At 66.0% G+C, this 16,329-nt stretch carries 13 protein-coding genes; 4 read left to right on the plus strand and 9 right to left on the minus strand.

The window, feature by feature from the left end:
• Window positions 1-649 precede the first annotated feature (649 nt).
• Window positions 650-1,012: a hypothetical protein gene (locus ON32_RS15390; protein ID WP_051133284.1), complete on the plus strand. Its 363-nt coding sequence runs from the start codon at window positions 650-652 to the stop codon at window positions 1,010-1,012.
• Window positions 1,013-1,072: 60 nt separating this feature from the next.
• Here ON32_RS15390 and ON32_RS15395 read toward each other — a convergent pair whose 3' ends face one another.
• The 4 genes from ON32_RS15395 to ON32_RS15410 all read right to left on the minus strand — a co-directional run bounded on the left by ON32_RS15395 (window position 1,073) and on the right by ON32_RS15410 (window position 6,094).
• A complete protein-coding gene (locus ON32_RS15395; RefSeq protein ID WP_040791560.1) occupies window positions 1,073-2,047 on the minus strand; it encodes a DUF2804 domain-containing protein in 975 nt (324 codons plus the stop codon).
• A gap of 99 nt (window positions 2,048-2,146) precedes the next feature.
• A complete protein-coding gene (locus tag ON32_RS15400; protein WP_040791561.1) occupies window positions 2,147-3,382 on the minus strand; it encodes a vWA domain-containing protein in 1,236 nt (411 codons plus the stop codon).
• Window positions 3,379-4,626: an AAA family ATPase gene (locus ON32_RS15405; protein ID WP_040791562.1), complete on the minus strand. Its 1,248-nt coding sequence runs from the start codon at window positions 4,624-4,626 to the stop codon at window positions 3,379-3,381. The genes ON32_RS15400 and ON32_RS15405 overlap by 4 nt, the downstream gene beginning before the upstream one ends.
• 76 nt (window positions 4,627-4,702) lie before the next feature.
• Window positions 4,703-6,094, minus strand: coding sequence for a hypothetical protein (locus ON32_RS15410; RefSeq protein WP_373284306.1), 1,392 nt, complete (start codon window positions 6,092-6,094; stop codon window positions 4,703-4,705).
• 169 nt (window positions 6,095-6,263) lie between these two features.
• On the opposite strand from ON32_RS15410, the gene ON32_RS15415 reads away from it, so the two are divergent.
• Window positions 6,264-7,643, plus strand: coding sequence for an MFS transporter (locus tag ON32_RS15415; RefSeq protein WP_040791643.1), 1,380 nt, complete (start codon window positions 6,264-6,266; stop codon window positions 7,641-7,643).
• Window positions 7,644-7,690: 47 nt separating this feature from the next.
• Here ON32_RS15415 and ON32_RS15420 read toward each other — a convergent pair whose 3' ends face one another.
• Window positions 7,691-8,290, minus strand: coding sequence for a TetR/AcrR family transcriptional regulator (locus ON32_RS15420; protein WP_040791564.1), 600 nt, complete (start codon window positions 8,288-8,290; stop codon window positions 7,691-7,693).
• Between the two features lie 49 nt (window positions 8,291-8,339).
• Here ON32_RS15420 and ON32_RS15425 point away from each other — a divergent pair, with 49 nt between their 5' ends.
• The gene (locus ON32_RS15425; protein WP_306307656.1) at window positions 8,340-9,800 is read left to right on the plus strand and encodes a flavin monoamine oxidase family protein; all 1,461 of its coding nucleotides are present in this window, start codon (window positions 8,340-8,342) and stop codon (window positions 9,798-9,800) included.
• Window positions 9,801-10,146: 346 nt separating this feature from the next.
• Window positions 10,147-11,313, plus strand: a complete 1,167-nt coding sequence (locus ON32_RS15430; protein WP_040791645.1) for a lipase family protein — start codon at window positions 10,147-10,149, stop codon at window positions 11,311-11,313.
• A 106-nt stretch (window positions 11,314-11,419) separates the two neighbouring features.
• Here ON32_RS15430 and ON32_RS30115 read toward each other — a convergent pair whose 3' ends face one another.
• The 4 genes from ON32_RS30115 to ON32_RS15445 all read right to left on the minus strand — a co-directional run bounded on the left by ON32_RS30115 (window position 11,420) and on the right by ON32_RS15445 (window position 16,266).
• Window positions 11,420-12,934, minus strand: coding sequence for a C40 family peptidase (locus ON32_RS30115; protein ID WP_051133285.1), 1,515 nt, complete (start codon window positions 12,932-12,934; stop codon window positions 11,420-11,422).
• Window positions 12,935-13,235: 301 nt separating this feature from the next.
• Window positions 13,236-13,367 (minus strand): hypothetical protein, encoded by a 132-nt coding sequence (locus tag ON32_RS30555; protein WP_281032236.1) that lies wholly within the window; start codon window positions 13,365-13,367, stop codon window positions 13,236-13,238.
• A gap of 153 nt (window positions 13,368-13,520) precedes the next feature.
• Window positions 13,521-14,957, minus strand: coding sequence for a sodium/glutamate symporter (locus ON32_RS15440; RefSeq protein WP_040791565.1), 1,437 nt, complete (start codon window positions 14,955-14,957; stop codon window positions 13,521-13,523).
• 490 nt (window positions 14,958-15,447) lie between these two features.
• Entirely contained in the window at window positions 15,448-16,266 is an 819-nt protein-coding gene (locus ON32_RS15445; protein WP_040791566.1) for an alpha/beta fold hydrolase, read from the minus strand.
• Window positions 16,267-16,329 lie beyond the last annotated feature (63 nt).

Genomic DNA, 16,329 nt, shown 5'->3' on the forward strand with positions numbered 1-16,329 from the left:
AGGGCCGCTACCGAAGCGAAAGGACACGCCTACCGCGAGGCGATACGACATCGCCGGTCGGCGGATCGTGAGCGGAAAACCGTGCCGTCTCGTTCGGTAGAGCCAGATCGAATACTGCGAGTAACTCTGTCGAGCACGGAACCAGGCATATGCACTTCTCGTTGTCGAGAGTCAGCCTATGTCATGTAGTGGACACAAGCCGGGAGGCTGTCACGTCGATTCGTCCCGGGTCGGCCGCCGCTCGCCTCCGGCCGGCCGGTGGGTACGACCGGCATGTCGGCATATGACCGCTCGGATGGACCGCCTGCATTCGGCGAGTCGCGACGCCCTCGACGGACGGCACGGCGGCTCCGGGTGTCGGCCATCGCGGCCCGGGAGTTCGCGGCGCACGGACCACACGGTGCCCCGACAGCAGCGATCACGGAGGCCAGGGGTCACGCAGGCACACGTCCCCCGAATATTCGGGACGAGGAAAACCCTGTGCCCGAGCCGGCCCGGACGGTTCTCGAACGCCTCGACACCGGATGTGCGACGCGGCCGAAGGCAGAACCGGGCGGACCGGCGGGCACGGTCGAAGGCGAACCAGCGAGGTACGAAATTCTCGGTGCGGCGGGGGAATCGGTGGCAATGCTGGTCCGGGGAGCCGGCGATGCGCAGCCGTCGGGGACGTACGCGGTGGACCGCCACCCTCCCGGACGGAAGAACCCTGGTGGGTTATCGGGGACAGATCGCCTGGTGGGTGGTGTGGTGGTTGTTGTCTCCACTGTTCGCCGTCCTGGCAGTGGGCATGATCCTGGGCGGAGGCGGTGATCTACCGCGGATGCCGCGGCGAATCCGCCGGCGAGACGACGGAACCGGAACGATCCCGCTGGATTACCGCGGAGACGTGTTGCGCGTGGTCGACGGACAGTGGGATCTCCGCTTCCTCACGGGTCTCACCGCCCTACTGGGGAGTCACGCGGGGTTGATGGGATCACCGTGGGACACGGTGGATAGCCTGGCCGGACCGTAGTATGCCGGAATAGATCGACGGTGCGGCCGGGCTTCGCATAGATGTCCACGGCGCCGGATCTCACCAGCGGTTGCGTGTTTCCTCCGCCCAACCGACCACACCGTCGAGATCCAACCAACGCCCGCCATCGGTCCGGACGCGGCCGAAGAAGTTCCCGAAACACTGGTGGGTGTCATTGGCCACCACGAGCAGCTCCGTTCTCGCCACCCGGGTGTGGAACGGCCGGAACTCGACCTCGACCCGCTCGCCGGTGATATGCCAGGGCCGCAACCAATTCTCGCGATCGTAGTCCCACCGCAATTCCTCGCCGATCTTGTGGATCCGGCCGTCGACGACGAGCGCGTTCTCGGTGCTGCCGGTGCCGTCGGTCCACTTGCCGCCGAATTGGATCCCCAGCCCGGGTTTACTGCCGGCGGCCCAGTTCCAGGTGATGGCGTACGGCCATTTGCCGCGGCCGTGGTCCAGTACCGCGAAGGCATTCTCGAAGAGGTATTCCCGCTCGCCCAGGACAAGGGTCCCGGCAATCGGTCTCCCCACGTCCTTGACCGTGTACTGGAAGCGCCGCTCGCTCCAGGGCACGACCACACCCAACGATTCATGACCGGCGGGCAGTTCGGCGTGGGCCGTCAGCCGCACGCCGGGCGCGTGGGCCTCGATTCGGGTTCCGGCCTCCTCGTTCGACAATGTGATGTCGATACCGCCGCCGCGTACCGAGGCGACCCCCGCACCGCTGCGTTCGCCCAGGACCGCGCCCCGGGCGAACGGCACCACAGCGTCCCGTGTGGTCTCCTCACCGGTGCGCCGATCGAGGATGTAGATCCCGTACACCCCGGCATAGTCGAGCGAGGACGCGACGAGGCCGACAATGTGGCGCGGTGTGACGATGCCCCAGTATTCCCAACGTTTACCGCGGCCCCACCCCCGGAGGTTGGCCCGATGCAGGGGCCGCCGCGTCCATCCGACGGCGTCCGGGTCGAGTCGGCCGTCCGGGCGGCACAACTCGACGGGCACGGTGATCTCGCGTTCCGTTGTCATCCCGTCCACAGCTCCTCACCGCCCGCCGACCACACGACGGCGGACACCACTCGGTCGTACGACCGTATCGAAGCACAGCGCCGGTCGACCCCATCGCGGCTACGTCCCGATATCGACCACCCGCGCCCAGGGCGGTGTCCGTTCCGGAATGTAATAGGGATCGTGTCCGCCCTGCCGCGGGTTCTCTCGACGGAACAGTCCGACCACTGTCCGGCATGCGGGTCGGTCGGTCGGCCAGGGCGTCCGGCCGTCGGTCAGCACGACGAGCACATCCGGTCGGGGCCGACTGTGAAGCGCCTTGGCGAAGCCGGAGCGCAGATCCGTGCCCCCACCACCCACCAACGGTATCCCCTCGGCCCGGCACAACGGGTGCGCGACCCGGGCCGCCGCATCACACGACATCACGGTGACGAGATCGCGACGACCGCCCACGGCCCGGGAGATCGCGGCCACCTCGAGTAGCGCGCTGCCCAGTTCGGCATCGCTGACCGAGCCCGAGGTATCGATGATCACGGCCACCCGAGGCGGGGTGCGCCGCAGACTCGGCAGCACCACCCCGGGCAGGCCGGCCGAACGCCGCGCCGGGCGCCCGTAGGTGTAGTCCTCGCCGATACCGGGGGCGGAGGCCGCCGAACGGATGGCTGCCCCCAGCAGATCCCGCCACGGTTGCGGCGGGTGGAATACCTCCTCCGCCCACCGTCGCCACCCCTCGGGCGTATTTCCCGGGCGGCCGACAATGCCCTGCGCCACTCGGAATCGCACCGCGTCGCGTTCCTGCTCGCCGAGGCCGTTCGCGCCGTCCGGCCCCAATTCCCATTCACGGTCGAGGCCGTCGGCACCGCTACCGCAGTCGAGCCAGGACAAACCGTCCGTGTACGGCCCCAGTCGAAACTGACGCAGGTAGTCCTCCATGAGCTCACCGCCGGCCAAACCCAGGGTCGACGGCAGGACGGCCCCCTCGGGCAGAACCAGCCCATCACCGAACGCGTCGTCGTTGATCTCGGCGTCGGCAGCGATATTCATGCGCAGTCGCTCCGCCGGGTCGGTCAGGCCGTGTGCGCGAGCGAATCGGTCACTGCGACCGTGATGGTCACGTAGGAGATGCGATACCTCGTGCACCAGCACCGAGGCCAGTTCTTCCACCGGTGTGCGGTCCACGAACACCGGCGAGACATAACACCGCCAGTACCGGTCCACGCCCATTGTCGGGACCCGCCGGGACTCGACGATATGCAGCGCGTACAGGGCGGTCGCCAGATAGGGCCGGGCCCGGACGGCGTGCAGGCGGGCGGCGAAGACCTTGTCGAGACCCACCTGCGGGATGTCCGGCGTCATCGACCCACCCGCGCGGCGACACGGGACGCCGCATGGTCCGCCTCTCGGGATATCGAGACCGTTCCGGCGAGTTGTTCGATCGATGCCGGCACCGTCCAGTTGTCCCGGCGCAAGGTGGCGAGAGTGGTGGCGGGGACGACGACCAGATCCGCCGGCCCCGTTTCCACCGCTTCGACCAGAAGCGCCCAGGCCGCATCCCAGCGGGATTGCGTCGGACGACGGCGGACCGCGGCCACCACCGCATCGAGCGCCGCCTGACGTAGATCACCGCGTTCGGGCAGTTCGGCGGCGGTCGGATCGGCGAGCAGCACCTCGGGATCGGGCAGATCCATCCGATCCATACTGGTCAACAGCTCGAATCCGGGCCCGTCGCCCACGGCGCCCCGGACCAACAGGGACAGCACCTCCCGGGGAGAGCCGGCGGCGGTGGCGAAGGCGACCAACCGCAGTGTCATCTCCCAGCTGCGCGGCGACGGCCAGGCCCCACCCCGCCGGGTTTCACCGGTGGGGAGCCGGTGCACGAGGTTTGGGCGTCCCGCGAGCAGCCCACACACCGCGCGGCGAGCGAAAACCACCGCCTCCGTGAACTTCTCCGGATCGAGCCGAGGCAAGGTTGCGCGCGGCCAGGTCCCGCCGAGACCTCGGACGACCACCTCGTGGTCGTGGGTCCAGTGCAGGTGCACGAACCGGTTGGCCAGCGGTGGGCTCAGTTCCCAGCCATCGGCAGCGGAGGAACGCGGGTTGGCGGCCGCCACGAGACGCACCCCGGGTGGGAGTCGGAGGGCGCCGATCCGGCGTTCGAGAACGAGGCGCAGCAGAGCGGCCTGCACGGCCGGCGGCGCCGTCGACAGCTCGTCCAGGAACAGCAGCCCCTTACCTGCCCGGACGAGTCGCACGGCCCAGTCCGGCGGAGCCATCGGAACACCGTGTTCGGCGGGGTCGTCGCCGACGATGGGCAGACCGGAGAAGTCCGATGGCTCGTGCACACTAGCGATCACCGTGGTCAGTGGTAGGTCCAGCGATTCGGCGAGCCGAGTGAGGGCCGCGGTCTTACCTATCCCTGGCTCACCCCACAACAACACGGGTAGGTCGGCGGCCACGGCCAGTGTCAGGGCTTCCAGTTGGGTGTCGGGTCGCGGTTCGGTGGTCGTCTCGCCGAGCAGGGTCAACAATTCCCCGGCGGCGTCGAGTTGGGAGGGGTGGGTGTGGTTCGCCGTGGGGGCGCATGAGGTATGAGCAGACATGGATAGATCACCTTCGGGTCGAGAAGTGTCCGGGTCGAGAAAAGTCCGGTTGACGGATGGGAACGCGGAGCAGGTGTCAGCGGGAGGTGGCGTGGCGCGGGTGCGCGCGATGATCGCGGCGGCGACCGGGTGATATACGGGTGGGCCCGGCTCCGACCAATCCGGCCCGGAACATGCCGTAGGTGATTCGCTGTCGCGCGGCCGCCTCCAACGCGTCCCGTAACGGTCCGTCGCGCAACACGGCGTCGGGGCCGAGCAGGTCTTCGACAACGGCCAGCGCTCCGGCGATATCGCCATGGCGCAAACGCTCACGAACACCGGTCAGGCAATCCGGGTGACGATGAGCCCGATCGATGGCCTGTAGGCACGGCAGCGGTGTGCCGGTCAGGGCGGCCAGCAGCTCCTCCCGACGAATCTCGGCCGGGCCGTGATCGAGCGCGGCCAACACACCGTCGACCGGCCCGATCCGGTGTTGTTCCCCTCGACACTCCACCAGGTACACCGGGCCGGGCCGGCCCGCGGCGCGAAACGTATCGGCCGGGGGTCGGTTCGGAACCAATGCCGCGGTGACCAAGGGATGCAGCCGGTCGACCGTTATCGCACCGGCACGGATCAGTTCCAGATCGGGAAGCACCCAGGTCGCCGCATCGGGCAGGACCGGCAGCGCGGAGATCCTGCCCCGCGGATATTCCGCGATTCGCAGCGTGGGCGGATCCCCGCCGTGCGGGGCCGATTCCACGACCACCTCTCGCCGGGTCCCGAACCGCACCCGCACCGGACCGGTCGGTCGCCCCTCGGCGCGCAGCAGAATCCCCACCTCGTCCGCCCACCGGTGGAGGGCGCACCGGTCGGGCGCCCTCGTCGACAGCTCGGGGTCGATACCGCCGGTCGGGCCGGATAGATCTGCTCCGCACCGTATCCGGAGCTCATCGACCCGGCGCGCATCCCACAGGTGCCGGTGAAGATCGAGCCGAAAGCGCCGATCGGGGCGGGGATGCGGATGCGGGCCGATATCGGAGCGGGATCCGTCCCATAGGGCGAGACCGATCCGCTGACCCGCATCCGCCCAGGCGGGGGCGGTTCGCACCACCAGGAACACCGAACTCGTTGCGCCGCGGTGTCGTCCGGGCTCCGGCGGACCGTAGCGGGCCAGGGCGATGGTCAGCCCCGGTCGCAGCAATCCGTCGGGCGCCACCCGGGGCAGATGCCACCGCAACAGATCGGGAGCGAGATGGCGCAGATCGTCCCTGACTCGGTCCGCGACCTCTAGGCCGTGCTCACGGACCAGGGCGCGTAGGTCGATATCGATATCGAAACCTGCTGCGGCACATGCCCCGACCCAGTCGCCGACGGCACGCCGGGCGGTTGCGGTTTCGATCATGACGGGCGGCACGGCGAACTCGCGCACGCGCAGCCAGAGGGAAAGGCGGGAATCGTTCCCGTTCGTGATTCGAGCGCCCATCAGCACTCACCGTGCACGAACAGGACCCCCAATCTTTGATCAGAAGTTGTCAGCATCGCGTTGATCATATCGCCCCGCGACGATCCCGGCCATTCATGCTTCGATGTCTGCACTGAGTGCGGAGCGGCGCGAACCACCGCGCCCCCCGCACCTGGGTGAACGGGAGGAATCGCGAATGTCCGAGACCACTACCCCGAATCCGGCCGTCGGTGACGACGACCGGATACCGAACGCCGAACCGGTATCGTCCCGGGCGGCGACGCGGCGCGCGGCCTGGAACACGCTGCGTGGATCGTCGGGCAATCTCGTCGAGTGGTACGACGTCTACGTCTACACGGTGTTCGCCTCGTATTTCGAAGGCCACTTCTTCGATTCGGCGGACAAGAACTCCACCGTCTACGTGTATGCGATCTTCGCCGTCACCTTCCTCATGCGTCCGGTTGGTTCGTGGTTCTTCGGCCGCTACGCCGACCGGCACGGCCGGCGCGCGGCGCTCATGTTCAGTGTTTCGCTCATGGCGGTGTGTTCGCTGGTCATCGCCATCGCGCCGGGACGGGAAGTAATCGGCGGGGGCGCCGCCGTGATCCTGCTTTTGTGCAGGCTGGTGCAGGGGTTCGCCACCGGCGGCGAGTACGGCGCCTCGGCCACCTATATGTCCGAGGCCGCCACCCGGGAACGCCGCGGCTTCTTGTCGTCGTTCCAGTACGTGACCCTGGTCGGCGGGCACGTCCTGGCGCAGCTCACCCTGTTGGTGCTCCAGGTGTTTCTGGACAAGGAGGGAATCTCCGAGTTCGGTTGGCGCATCGCCTTCTTCCTCGGCGGGGTCGCCGCGATCATTGTGTTCTGGTTGCGGCGCAGCATGGACGAATCGCTCAGCGCGGAACAGCTCGAGGCGGTCCGCCGAGGTGCGGACTCCGAATCGGGTTCATTGCGGGAACTGGTGCTCAACCACTGGCGTCCGCTGCTGCTGTGTTTCTCGATCACCATGGGCGGCACCCTCGCCTTCTACACCTACAGCGTGAATGCCCCCGCCATGATCAAAACGGCATTCGAGGGTCGGGGAATGACCGCCACCTGGCTCAACCTCGCCGGGTTGGTCTTCCTCATGGTGGTGCAACCGATCGGCGGATGGATCAGCGACAGGGTGGGCCGCAAACCCGTGCTGGTGTTCTTCGGGATCGGCGGGGTCGGCTACACCTGGTTCCTCATCACCTATCTGCAGAACGCGACCTCGGTGGCGGCGACCCTATTGGTGACCTGCGTCGGCTATGTCGTGCTCACCGGCTACACATCCATCAATGCCATCGTCAAGGCCGAACTGTTCCCGTCACATATTCGGGCCCTGGGTGTCGGTGTCGGATACGCCTTGGCCAACTCGGCTTTCGGTGGCACCGCGCCGATGATCTACCAGGCCGCGAAGAACTCCGGACAGGTGATGTGGTTCATCGTGTACGTCACCATCGTCGTCTTCGTCTCCCTTTCGGTGTACCTATTCGCCCTGAAGAACAAGGGTGAGACCGCACTCGATCGGGAACAAGGGCACGCGTTCCGTTAGCTCCCGATGGGTCTCGGCTCGTCTCGGGGGATCGCCGATATTCATCGTCACTCGACCGGGCCGCGTAGGGCGCCGATCATGTCGAGCGCGATCTGCCCCGCTTCCCGCCGCGTCCGCTCATCGGTCGTATCGGCCAGACTCCAGGCCAACTCGGTGAGCAGTCCGTAGATGGCGCGGACCGTGAGCTCGGTCGAGCGGGGCCGGAAAACACCTTCTCGGACCAGCCGATCCACCGCTCGGCCGATCAGACCGAGCGTGTACCGCTCGTCGAGTTCGCGCCACCGGTCCCAGCCCAGCGCGAACGGCCCCTCCTGCAGCACGATGCGTTGATAGGCCACATCGGTGCATTCGTCGAGGAACACGTTCAGGGCCCGGACGGTGGTGTCCCAGGAGTCGCCGGGTTCACCGATCGCGCTCGTCAGACGTTCGGTCAATTCCTGTTCGACCTGTTCGAACACGGCCTCGAACAACCCCTGTTTACCGCCGAAGTGGTGGTACACCGCGCCCCGGGTCAGGCGGGCGGCCCGTGCGATCTCGTCGGCGGAGAGCTCGGAGTATCGCTGTTCGATGAACAGCCGGCGGGCCGTCTCCAGGAGAGCGGATCGGGTGGCTTCGGCGTATTCCGCACGTCGTCCCTTGACAGTCACATCGATAAGGTTACATTTACATACATCGTGTATCTGAGATGTTAGGTGTATGCGAATGTTACGCCGCAGTGACGTCATCGTGGTGGGAGCCGGGGCGGCCGGGCTGACCGCGGCCCGCGCCCTTGCCGCGGCCGGACGCGATGTCCTGGTACTGGAGGCCCGGCAACGAGTGGGTGGACGAACCCTCAATGTCGAGATACCGGGCAGCGACACGTATGTGGAGGTCGGCGGCATGTGGGTCGGCCCGGGTCAGCGACAGGTGTCGGCCTTGCTGACCGAGCTCGGGTTCTCCACCTACCCCACATACGATCAGGGCGCGAACATCGCCGAGTTCGGCGGTCGAATCCGCCGCTACCGGGGCCGGATACCGAGACTGAACCCGTTCGTCCTAGCCGATATCGGCCTCACGCGGCTACAACTCGAGCGCTCGGCCCGCCGAGTACCGCTGCGGGAACCGTGGACAGCGCCCCATGCCAAGACACTCGATGGCCAGACATTCGACACCTGGTTACGCGAACACTCGCGCACCCGGACCGGGCACGCGTTCTTCCGGCTGGTCACCCAGGCGGTCTGGTGCGCCGAACCCGAGGAGATGTCGGCACTGTGGGCGCAGTTCTACATCCACTCGGGCGGCGGTCTCGACTCGTTGATCGACACGCGCGGTGGAGCCCAGCAGGACCGGGTCGTCGGCGGCACTCAGCGGCTCTTCATCGCCATGGCCGAGGAACTGGGCGAGCGCGTCGTCCTCGGCGCCGAGGTTTCCGAAATCGAGTGGGGCGACCACGGCGTCCGGGTGCGGGCCGGGAAACAGCGGTGGCAGGCCAGGCATGCGATCATCGCGATCCCACCACCGCTGGTCGCGCGCATCCGATTCACACCGGATCTACCCACCGAACGCACCCAACTGCTGCACCGCCTGCCGATGGGCCAAACAATCAAGGTCAATGCGATCTACGACGAACCGTTCTGGCGCACACGGGGCCTGACCGGACAGGCCAACAGCGATCGGCGCGCCCTCGGCACCGTCTTCGATGCCGGCCCGCCGGACGCTGAACCCGCGGTCCTGGTCGGATTCCTCGAGGCCACTCATGCCCAGACCGCGGCACGTCTCACTCCGAAACAGCGCCGCGATATGGTTCTCGACGATCTCGCGGCATACTTCGGCCCCAAGGCACGCTATCCGGTCCACTACATCGAACAGGATTGGACCACCGAACCCTACAGTCGCGGCTGCTATGGCGCCTTCGCCACCCCGTCTGCCCTGACCCGTTTCGGACCGGAGCTGCGCCGACCGACCGGCCCATTGCACTGGGCAGGCACCGAAACGGCAATCCACTGGGCCGGATATATCGACGGCGCGATCGAATCCGGGCAACGCGCCGCTCGCGAAATCCTTTCCGCGGCAACACCGCTCGACCGATCGATCGAATGCCACGTATATACCGACAAGGTGTATATACCGACAAGGTATATACCGCCAAGCCCCTCGATTCCCCGATGCTCCATCTGAGCAAATCCGCCGAAGGATAACGAGTTGGCCGGCATCGCCACGTGCCCACCCACCGGGCACTTTCGGTACGGTCTCGTCCACGCACCGCCGCACCGCGACGACGCTACCCGAGGGCGGCGATAACGCACTCGACACGGCCGTTGCTTCCCGGACCGAGATCACATACGCGGACCGCTCTCGATTCGTCCCCGGCACCGACCGGAAGGACTTCTCCGTGCCGTCACCCGTGAGCCCGAAACGGGAGCGCTCCCGACGGCCGCCGATCCAGGTGGAACGCAGGGCTGCGAGGCCGACCGCGAAACACCATCCGAACCACCCGTTCACCAACCCCATCCAGGAGAGCTCCATGTCGAGAAGGACGTTTTCCATACGGCACGCGATCGTGGCGATACTCGTCGCCGTGTTATCGGCGACGGCCACCGGATCGTCGACAGCGGATCCACCACCCTCACCCGGACCGGGAACGGTGGTGTCGGCCCGGCCGTTGGACGAAACCGAGCTGATTCCCTCGGCCGCCGAAGGCTATCGGCTCGTCTACCGAACCACCGGGCAGAACGGTGAGCCGCAGACCAGCGCCGGAAATATCTACCTGCCTGCGGGAAATCCCCCTCCGAACGGTTGGCCGGTGGTGTCGTGGGCGCATTCCACAAGCGGTATCGCACAAGGTTGCGCCCCCAATCTCATGGGCGGGATCGCGGATACCTTCGACGAAACACCGCAATTGTCCGCCTATCTGGCGCAGGGCTACGCGGTGGCGGCCACGGATTACATCGGACTCGGCGCACCGGGACACTACGAATACCTGGCCGGGCGCGCTGCCGGCCATGCGGTGCTCGATATCGTGCGGGCCGGTCGCATCCACGATCCCGAACTGTCGAACTCGTACGCACTGGCCGGACATTCCATCGGAGGGCACTCGGCGCTGTTCGCCGCGCAATCGTCATCGCACTATGCTCCGGAACTCGACCTGCGCGGCACGCTGGCCTATGCCCCGACCAGCAACTACGAGGACCTGATCACCTCGCTGTCCGGCCCCGGCCTGGCGGTTCCGCTCCCCGACGGGCTCCAGCTCCGAGTTCTGCTGATCATGGCCGGCCTCGATCATGTGCGCCCGGATCTGCGCATCACCGACTATTTGAGCGACCGAGGAAAGCAGGTGCTCGCCATCGCCGAGGCCGGTGAAGGATGCCTGCGGTCCGCGCAGGACGCTATCGCGGGCCGCCCCTTCGGGGAGTTGTTCGTCAGACCGTTGTCCGATCCGGCGGTGATCACCGCCCTCCGCGACTACATGGCGGTCCCCACAACCGGGTACCACCGGCCGATACTGCTCCTGCAGGGCGGAGCGGATACCGTGCAGCCGATGCCGACCACAATGCTGCTCCAGCAACAACTTCGGCAAGGCGGCGCCGACAGCCGACTGCTGTTCTATCCGCCGGCCACTCATTTCACGCTCTTGCCGCAGGCCCGCTCCGATACGGACGCCTTCCTCGCTCACATCCTGCCGCCCCACTGATGTGATGAGGTCCGTGTTCTCTGTTTCCTCGGAGAGCCGCTCCGAGGAAACAGAGAAACTCGGTTCTACCGCCGAACGGGGCGGCGATATGTGCGGTGGACGGGCATCATCCGTTGACCGGCACTTTGTGTGTCCAGCGTGCGACCTTGTATCCCGGAAGATCCCGCTCGAGGTTTTTCATGGTGACCACTCTGACCACGTCACCGGTCCGGGGTGCATGTATGAACTTGTTGTTGCCGATGCACATCAGAACGTGGCCTCTGGAACTATTGAAGACGAGATCGCCGGCCTTCGGCTTTCCATTGACCTTACGAAGCTGGTTGTACTGCTGCCATGTCGTTCGCCCGACTTTGACACCGGCCTTTTTCAGCGCGTACCGCACCAGACCCGAGCAGTCCCATGAGTCCGGACCTGTACCACCGAATCGATATGGCTCCCCCAGCTGCGCTTTCGCCGCCTTGATCGCTTTATCGACGGCTTTCTTGATGGCCTTCGCTTTCTTCGTGGAGGCTTTTCCGGTGGGGCGTTTGGATGCGGGTGCGCCGCCGCTGCTCTCGTCCTTCTCGCCCTTCTTGTCCTGTTCGAATTCCTCGGCGAGTTCGTTGATGGCGGCAGCGACGCCATCGGCATTGCGCTGCCCACCGGACACGATGCCGGCGCCGTCTTCGAGCGCGATATCGAACAGCCGGTCCATCTGCTGCTTTTCCTGCGTACTGTGGTAAGGCGGCGGGCTCGCACCCAAGGAGCTGCCCACGTTCTGCAGTACGCCGTTCATGGCCTTCTTCTCGGTCACGTTCCGACCGGCATGACCGTTCAGGATGGCATCCAACCGATGGTCGCGGTCTTCGAAGACGTCGGCGGTGTCGCGTTGACGGGACCGCAGGCCATTGGCCGCTGTCACAGTGTCCCCCTGGCCGGGGATCTCCCCCGACGGTCGCGGTAGTTTCCGGACCTCCGGGGTCGTCCTGTCCCCCGTGCCGTACAGGTCGGCCATATCGTGCAATGTCTGCAATGCGCGCGCCTGATCCGGGGGCAGCCCGACCGGACGGAAGCCACCATCATCGATATCCGCCAACTTCTCGATGCCGGTATCGGCGACCGGCGTCGGGTCGCTCCCACCGGCGACCGGTATCGAGCCATTCCGTACCGGATTCGAATCGTTCAGCGCGGAAGCCATGAGCGGCAGCAGGTCCGCGGCGGTCGGCCCGCTCGTCACGGTGGCGGGCGAACCCCCATCGATCCGCTCCGGACCGCCCCGCGGCAGCTCTCCGCGAACCAGCCCCGGCTCGGCCGATACCCGCTCCGGCCGCGGAGCGACCATCTCACTCGACGCCGCATGCGCATCCGCACCGGCCTGCAGCAACGGACCGTGTCGGGCGATGTCGTTCACCGGATGAACGTTCGCCCCGCCGGGTTCGACGACATCCGCAGCACCCGGCCCGGGTTCCTGCCGCAGAGTCTGCGGGGACGAATGATCGGGCGGGATCACACCCAGGGGCGGGCGCCGGTGTTCTCGTTGATTCGACCACGGTCGTACCGGCCCGGACCGTCGATCTTCCGGGTTTTCCGACTCGTTCGGATCCAGCTCCAGCCCCTCGGGCCAGACCTCGGCACTTGTCACAACCCACCCCTGATACCCGAAACGGCCGGAAGAACAACGGATGACAATGGGGCGCTGTCGAGGTAATCGCGATGGATATTCACCGATCCGGTCCTCGTACCTCGGCCGCTCGATTGCGAATAAATCTGGCGGATAGGGCAATTCGTCCACACCAAGGTTACAGCCGAAGACGATTACCGAACCCTTTTCCGGGGGGCGTGGATATAAATGTAGGGAATCCCCTACCGGTCATTCGTGACCTGAACCACCGTGGGAAGCCAAAGAGTTCGTTTCCGGTGCGGGACGAACACGACTCGACCGGCTACGCGCGGAAACGCCGGTCGTAGCCCCGCGACATCGCCACGACGAGATCGTCCTCGCCGGCGAAATGCCGATGGAACGACGCATGTTCCACCCCGGACACGTTCGGCAACCGTTCTATGCCGACCGCCACACAAAGCCCCCACTCACGATCATCGCGACCATGGCACCGGATGACCCGGCATCGTAGAGCGGCCCGGCGGAAAGACCAGCGACCCCAGGGACAGGTGTGGCACCAGAGCTCGAAGCTCGGGCGCCACACCTGTCTTTCGCTCGTCTTCCCGATTCAGGTTGCCACAGATTCCGGCACCGGCGTCTGGGTGCGACGACGACCGAAGTAGAGCAGCCCCGCGGCGAGTGCGCCGAGGAACAGGGCGAGCATGCCCACGAACAACGCGCCGGCGCCGAAATTGGCGATCACGGGAATCGCACCGGCGGTGACCAGCCCACCACCGAAGAACGGTTCCATAATCAGCTGTTTATAGCCGAATGCCTGGTAGGCAGGCGTTTTCAGATCCGGATCGGCCACGCGCAGCAGGATCAGACCGGTGGAGGTCACGCCCATCGCCTGACCGACATCGGCGATACCGCGTTCGAACCAGAAGTCGGGCAGCATCCGCCGTGCCAGGAACACGAACGCGCCCACCGTCCAGACCAGGCCGGTGATCGCCAGCAGCACGAACGGGCCCAGGTTGGCGGCAATGGACTGCAGAGACAGGGTGCCCAGAGCGGCGATGACCAAGACGTCGAGACTGAACCCCTGCAACCGCTCGATCAGTTGCACATCGACGATATCGTTTTTGTCGAATACCTGGATCAAGCCCTGGACGATGATGCCGCCGATCATCGCGATCGGGAACAACGGCACATGCGCGAACAACTCGAGGGTGTCGGCCCACAGCTTCGACTCCAGCCACTGCAACCCCGACAAGATCAACCAACCGATCAGCACGGCCACCGCCAGCAATCCGAAATGCAGCGTCAACGGCTCGATCGAGGACGGGTTGACCGTGAGCGTCCCGGCCGACCGACGCCGATCCTTTTCCACCCACCCCGCTTGTTCCGATACCGACGGAGCGGCATTCGACTTCAGCTCGGCGGTTTTTCCCGTGCGAACACCCCAGTTGATCAAGGCGATACCGCACACGACACCGGACAGGATGCCGACGGTCGCCAGACCCAGCGCCAGATCCTGGGCTTCGGGGAAGTTGAATTCCTCGAAGGTTCCGGCCATACCGGCCGCGGTGCCGTGTCCGCCCTCGAATCCGATCTCGATCAGCGTGCCCGCCATCGCGGGCAGTCCGAACACCGGTCCCAATACGAGGATCGCCAGCAGCAACCCGAATACGTACTGGCCGCTGGCAACGGTGATACCGAAGGTGATCTGCGGCCCGGCGACGCGGAATGCCTCCCGCGGGGACGGCAGCTTGTGCCCCATCAACAGACCTGCGAACACCAGCGAAATCAGCAGGCCGGGAAGAGTTTTCCACACCTCCAGGATTTCGGGGGTGAACAACCCCGACTCGGCGAAGCGATCCGTGCCCAACGCCGAGGCGATCCGCCCGAACACATCCGGCCCGATGAGCAATGCCAACGCACCGCCGATGATCGAACTCGGAATGAACAGCTTCTGGGTGAGTCGCCACTTCACCCTGATGATCTTCGATATCAACATCATCACGCCGATCATCAACAGCGCGAATCCGATTACTTCCGGAGACACTCCAACCCCGCTTCTCCCATAGTGGCGCCTGTCACATCCGGGACCATGCCGTTCCGGTTGTGACGAAGAGCAATTTTGCCGTTGTTTGACGGTACGATAGACGACGGTTCAATGATTCGTAAAGCGTTCTCCGTCATGGGAAATGGCAAAACTCCCGGGCGGTGAAGGCCCGCTCGTGGACAGATGGACTCGAACCCCGCAGCCGACTCACGGACGAGCACACCAACAGATGGCGATCCGGGCGATTACGGCCGGCCACAACGGAAAAGCAATATGCAGTGCGAAACTCCCGTCAACCCCCCTCGCACGGCCCTGGGTCGAACCACCCCGAACTACCGCTACAACGCACACTCGGCCCTCACGGGCCTGTCGCCGGTATGTCAAGTCGACCGGCAGCCCGCGCAACCTGTCGGCAGGCTCATGCCTACGCGCCACAACCGCACATCGAATCGAACCGGCGCCTCGACCACACCGGCTCCGAGGCCACTTTCTAGAGCGTGTAGTCGAGTATCGAGCGGACAAGGGCGTCGCCGTCCTCGAGCATCGCCATATGCCCGACTCCGTGCAGGTATCGGAGCTCGGCACCCGGTACCGCCTCGTACCGGCGCGCGGCGGCCGGATCCCACCGTGGGTCGGAGTCCCCGAAGATCACGAGGAGGGGCTTCCCGGCGGCGATGAGGCGCTCGGGCACGGTCTTCGCAGTGATGTAGTCCATGTTGGCGGCGAGAATCGCGCGGAACGCTCGATAAGCCGTCCTTCGCAGATCCGCTACGGCTGTGTCGGGCACCGTGATCGGGGCCGCCGCAGTCGCTGCCAGTCCGCGACGGATCATCGAGTCGGTGCGAATCGCCCACACGAGCGGCCCGAAGGGCGGCGAGGCGAGCGCCTTGACGATTGCCGGCTCGGGCAAGAGCGCTGTCCGGCCAGGCCCGGTGCCGACCAGGATCAGCTCGCCGACCAGGTCCGGGCGACGCTCCACGAGAGCGGTGGCGACGTATCCCCCGCTGGAGTGACCGACCACCTTCACCTTCCGGAGCCCGAGCTCGTCCAACACTGCCGCCGTCCGGTCCGCCTGCTGGGGAACGGCGTACGTGGACGCCGGCTCGGATCGGCCACATCCCGGCAGGTCGATCGTGATCACCTGATACGTCGTGGTAAGCGACGGCACCACCGGCGCCCACGTCGAACCGGTTGCGCCCGAACCGTGGATGAGCAGCAAGGGCGGTGCCGCCGGGTCCCCGTCGATGACGACATGCAACCCGTGAATTGTCGTATCGGTATGTGCCCGACCGAGACTCGATTCGCTCATGCCGACAGCTTCGTGAAAACTCGTCGCACCATCTTGTACAAATGTCACGTTGCCACGATCCGG

Source organism: Nocardia paucivorans NBRC 100373, assembly GCF_000308675.1.
In the GTDB taxonomy this organism is placed as follows: Bacteria; Actinomycetota; Actinomycetes; order Mycobacteriales; family Mycobacteriaceae; genus Nocardia; species Nocardia paucivorans.

What these genes read in the sequence shown, in the direction of transcription:
- ON32_RS15400 (WP_040791561.1), bottom strand. Translation starts at nt 3,382, where the DNA reads ATGACGCCGGACATCCCGCAGGTGGGTCTCGACAAGGTCTTCGCCGCC.
- ON32_RS15395 (WP_040791560.1), bottom strand. Translation starts at nt 2,047, where the DNA reads ATGACAACGGAACGCGAGATCACCGTGCCCGTCGAGTTGTGCCGCCCG.
- ON32_RS15445 (WP_040791566.1), bottom strand. Translation starts at nt 16,266, where the DNA reads ATGAGCGAATCGAGTCTCGGTCGGGCACATACCGATACGACAATTCAC.
- ON32_RS15405 (WP_040791562.1), bottom strand. Translation starts at nt 4,626, where the DNA reads ATGTCTGCTCATACCTCATGCGCCCCCACGGCGAACCACACCCACCCC.
- ON32_RS15425 (WP_306307656.1), top strand. Translation starts at nt 8,340, where the DNA reads ATGCGAATGTTACGCCGCAGTGACGTCATCGTGGTGGGAGCCGGGGCG.
- ON32_RS15430 (WP_040791645.1), top strand. Translation starts at nt 10,147, where the DNA reads ATGTCGAGAAGGACGTTTTCCATACGGCACGCGATCGTGGCGATACTC.
- ON32_RS15415 (WP_040791643.1), top strand. Translation starts at nt 6,264, where the DNA reads ATGTCCGAGACCACTACCCCGAATCCGGCCGTCGGTGACGACGACCGG.
- ON32_RS15390 (WP_051133284.1), top strand. Translation starts at nt 650, where the DNA reads ATGCGCAGCCGTCGGGGACGTACGCGGTGGACCGCCACCCTCCCGGAC.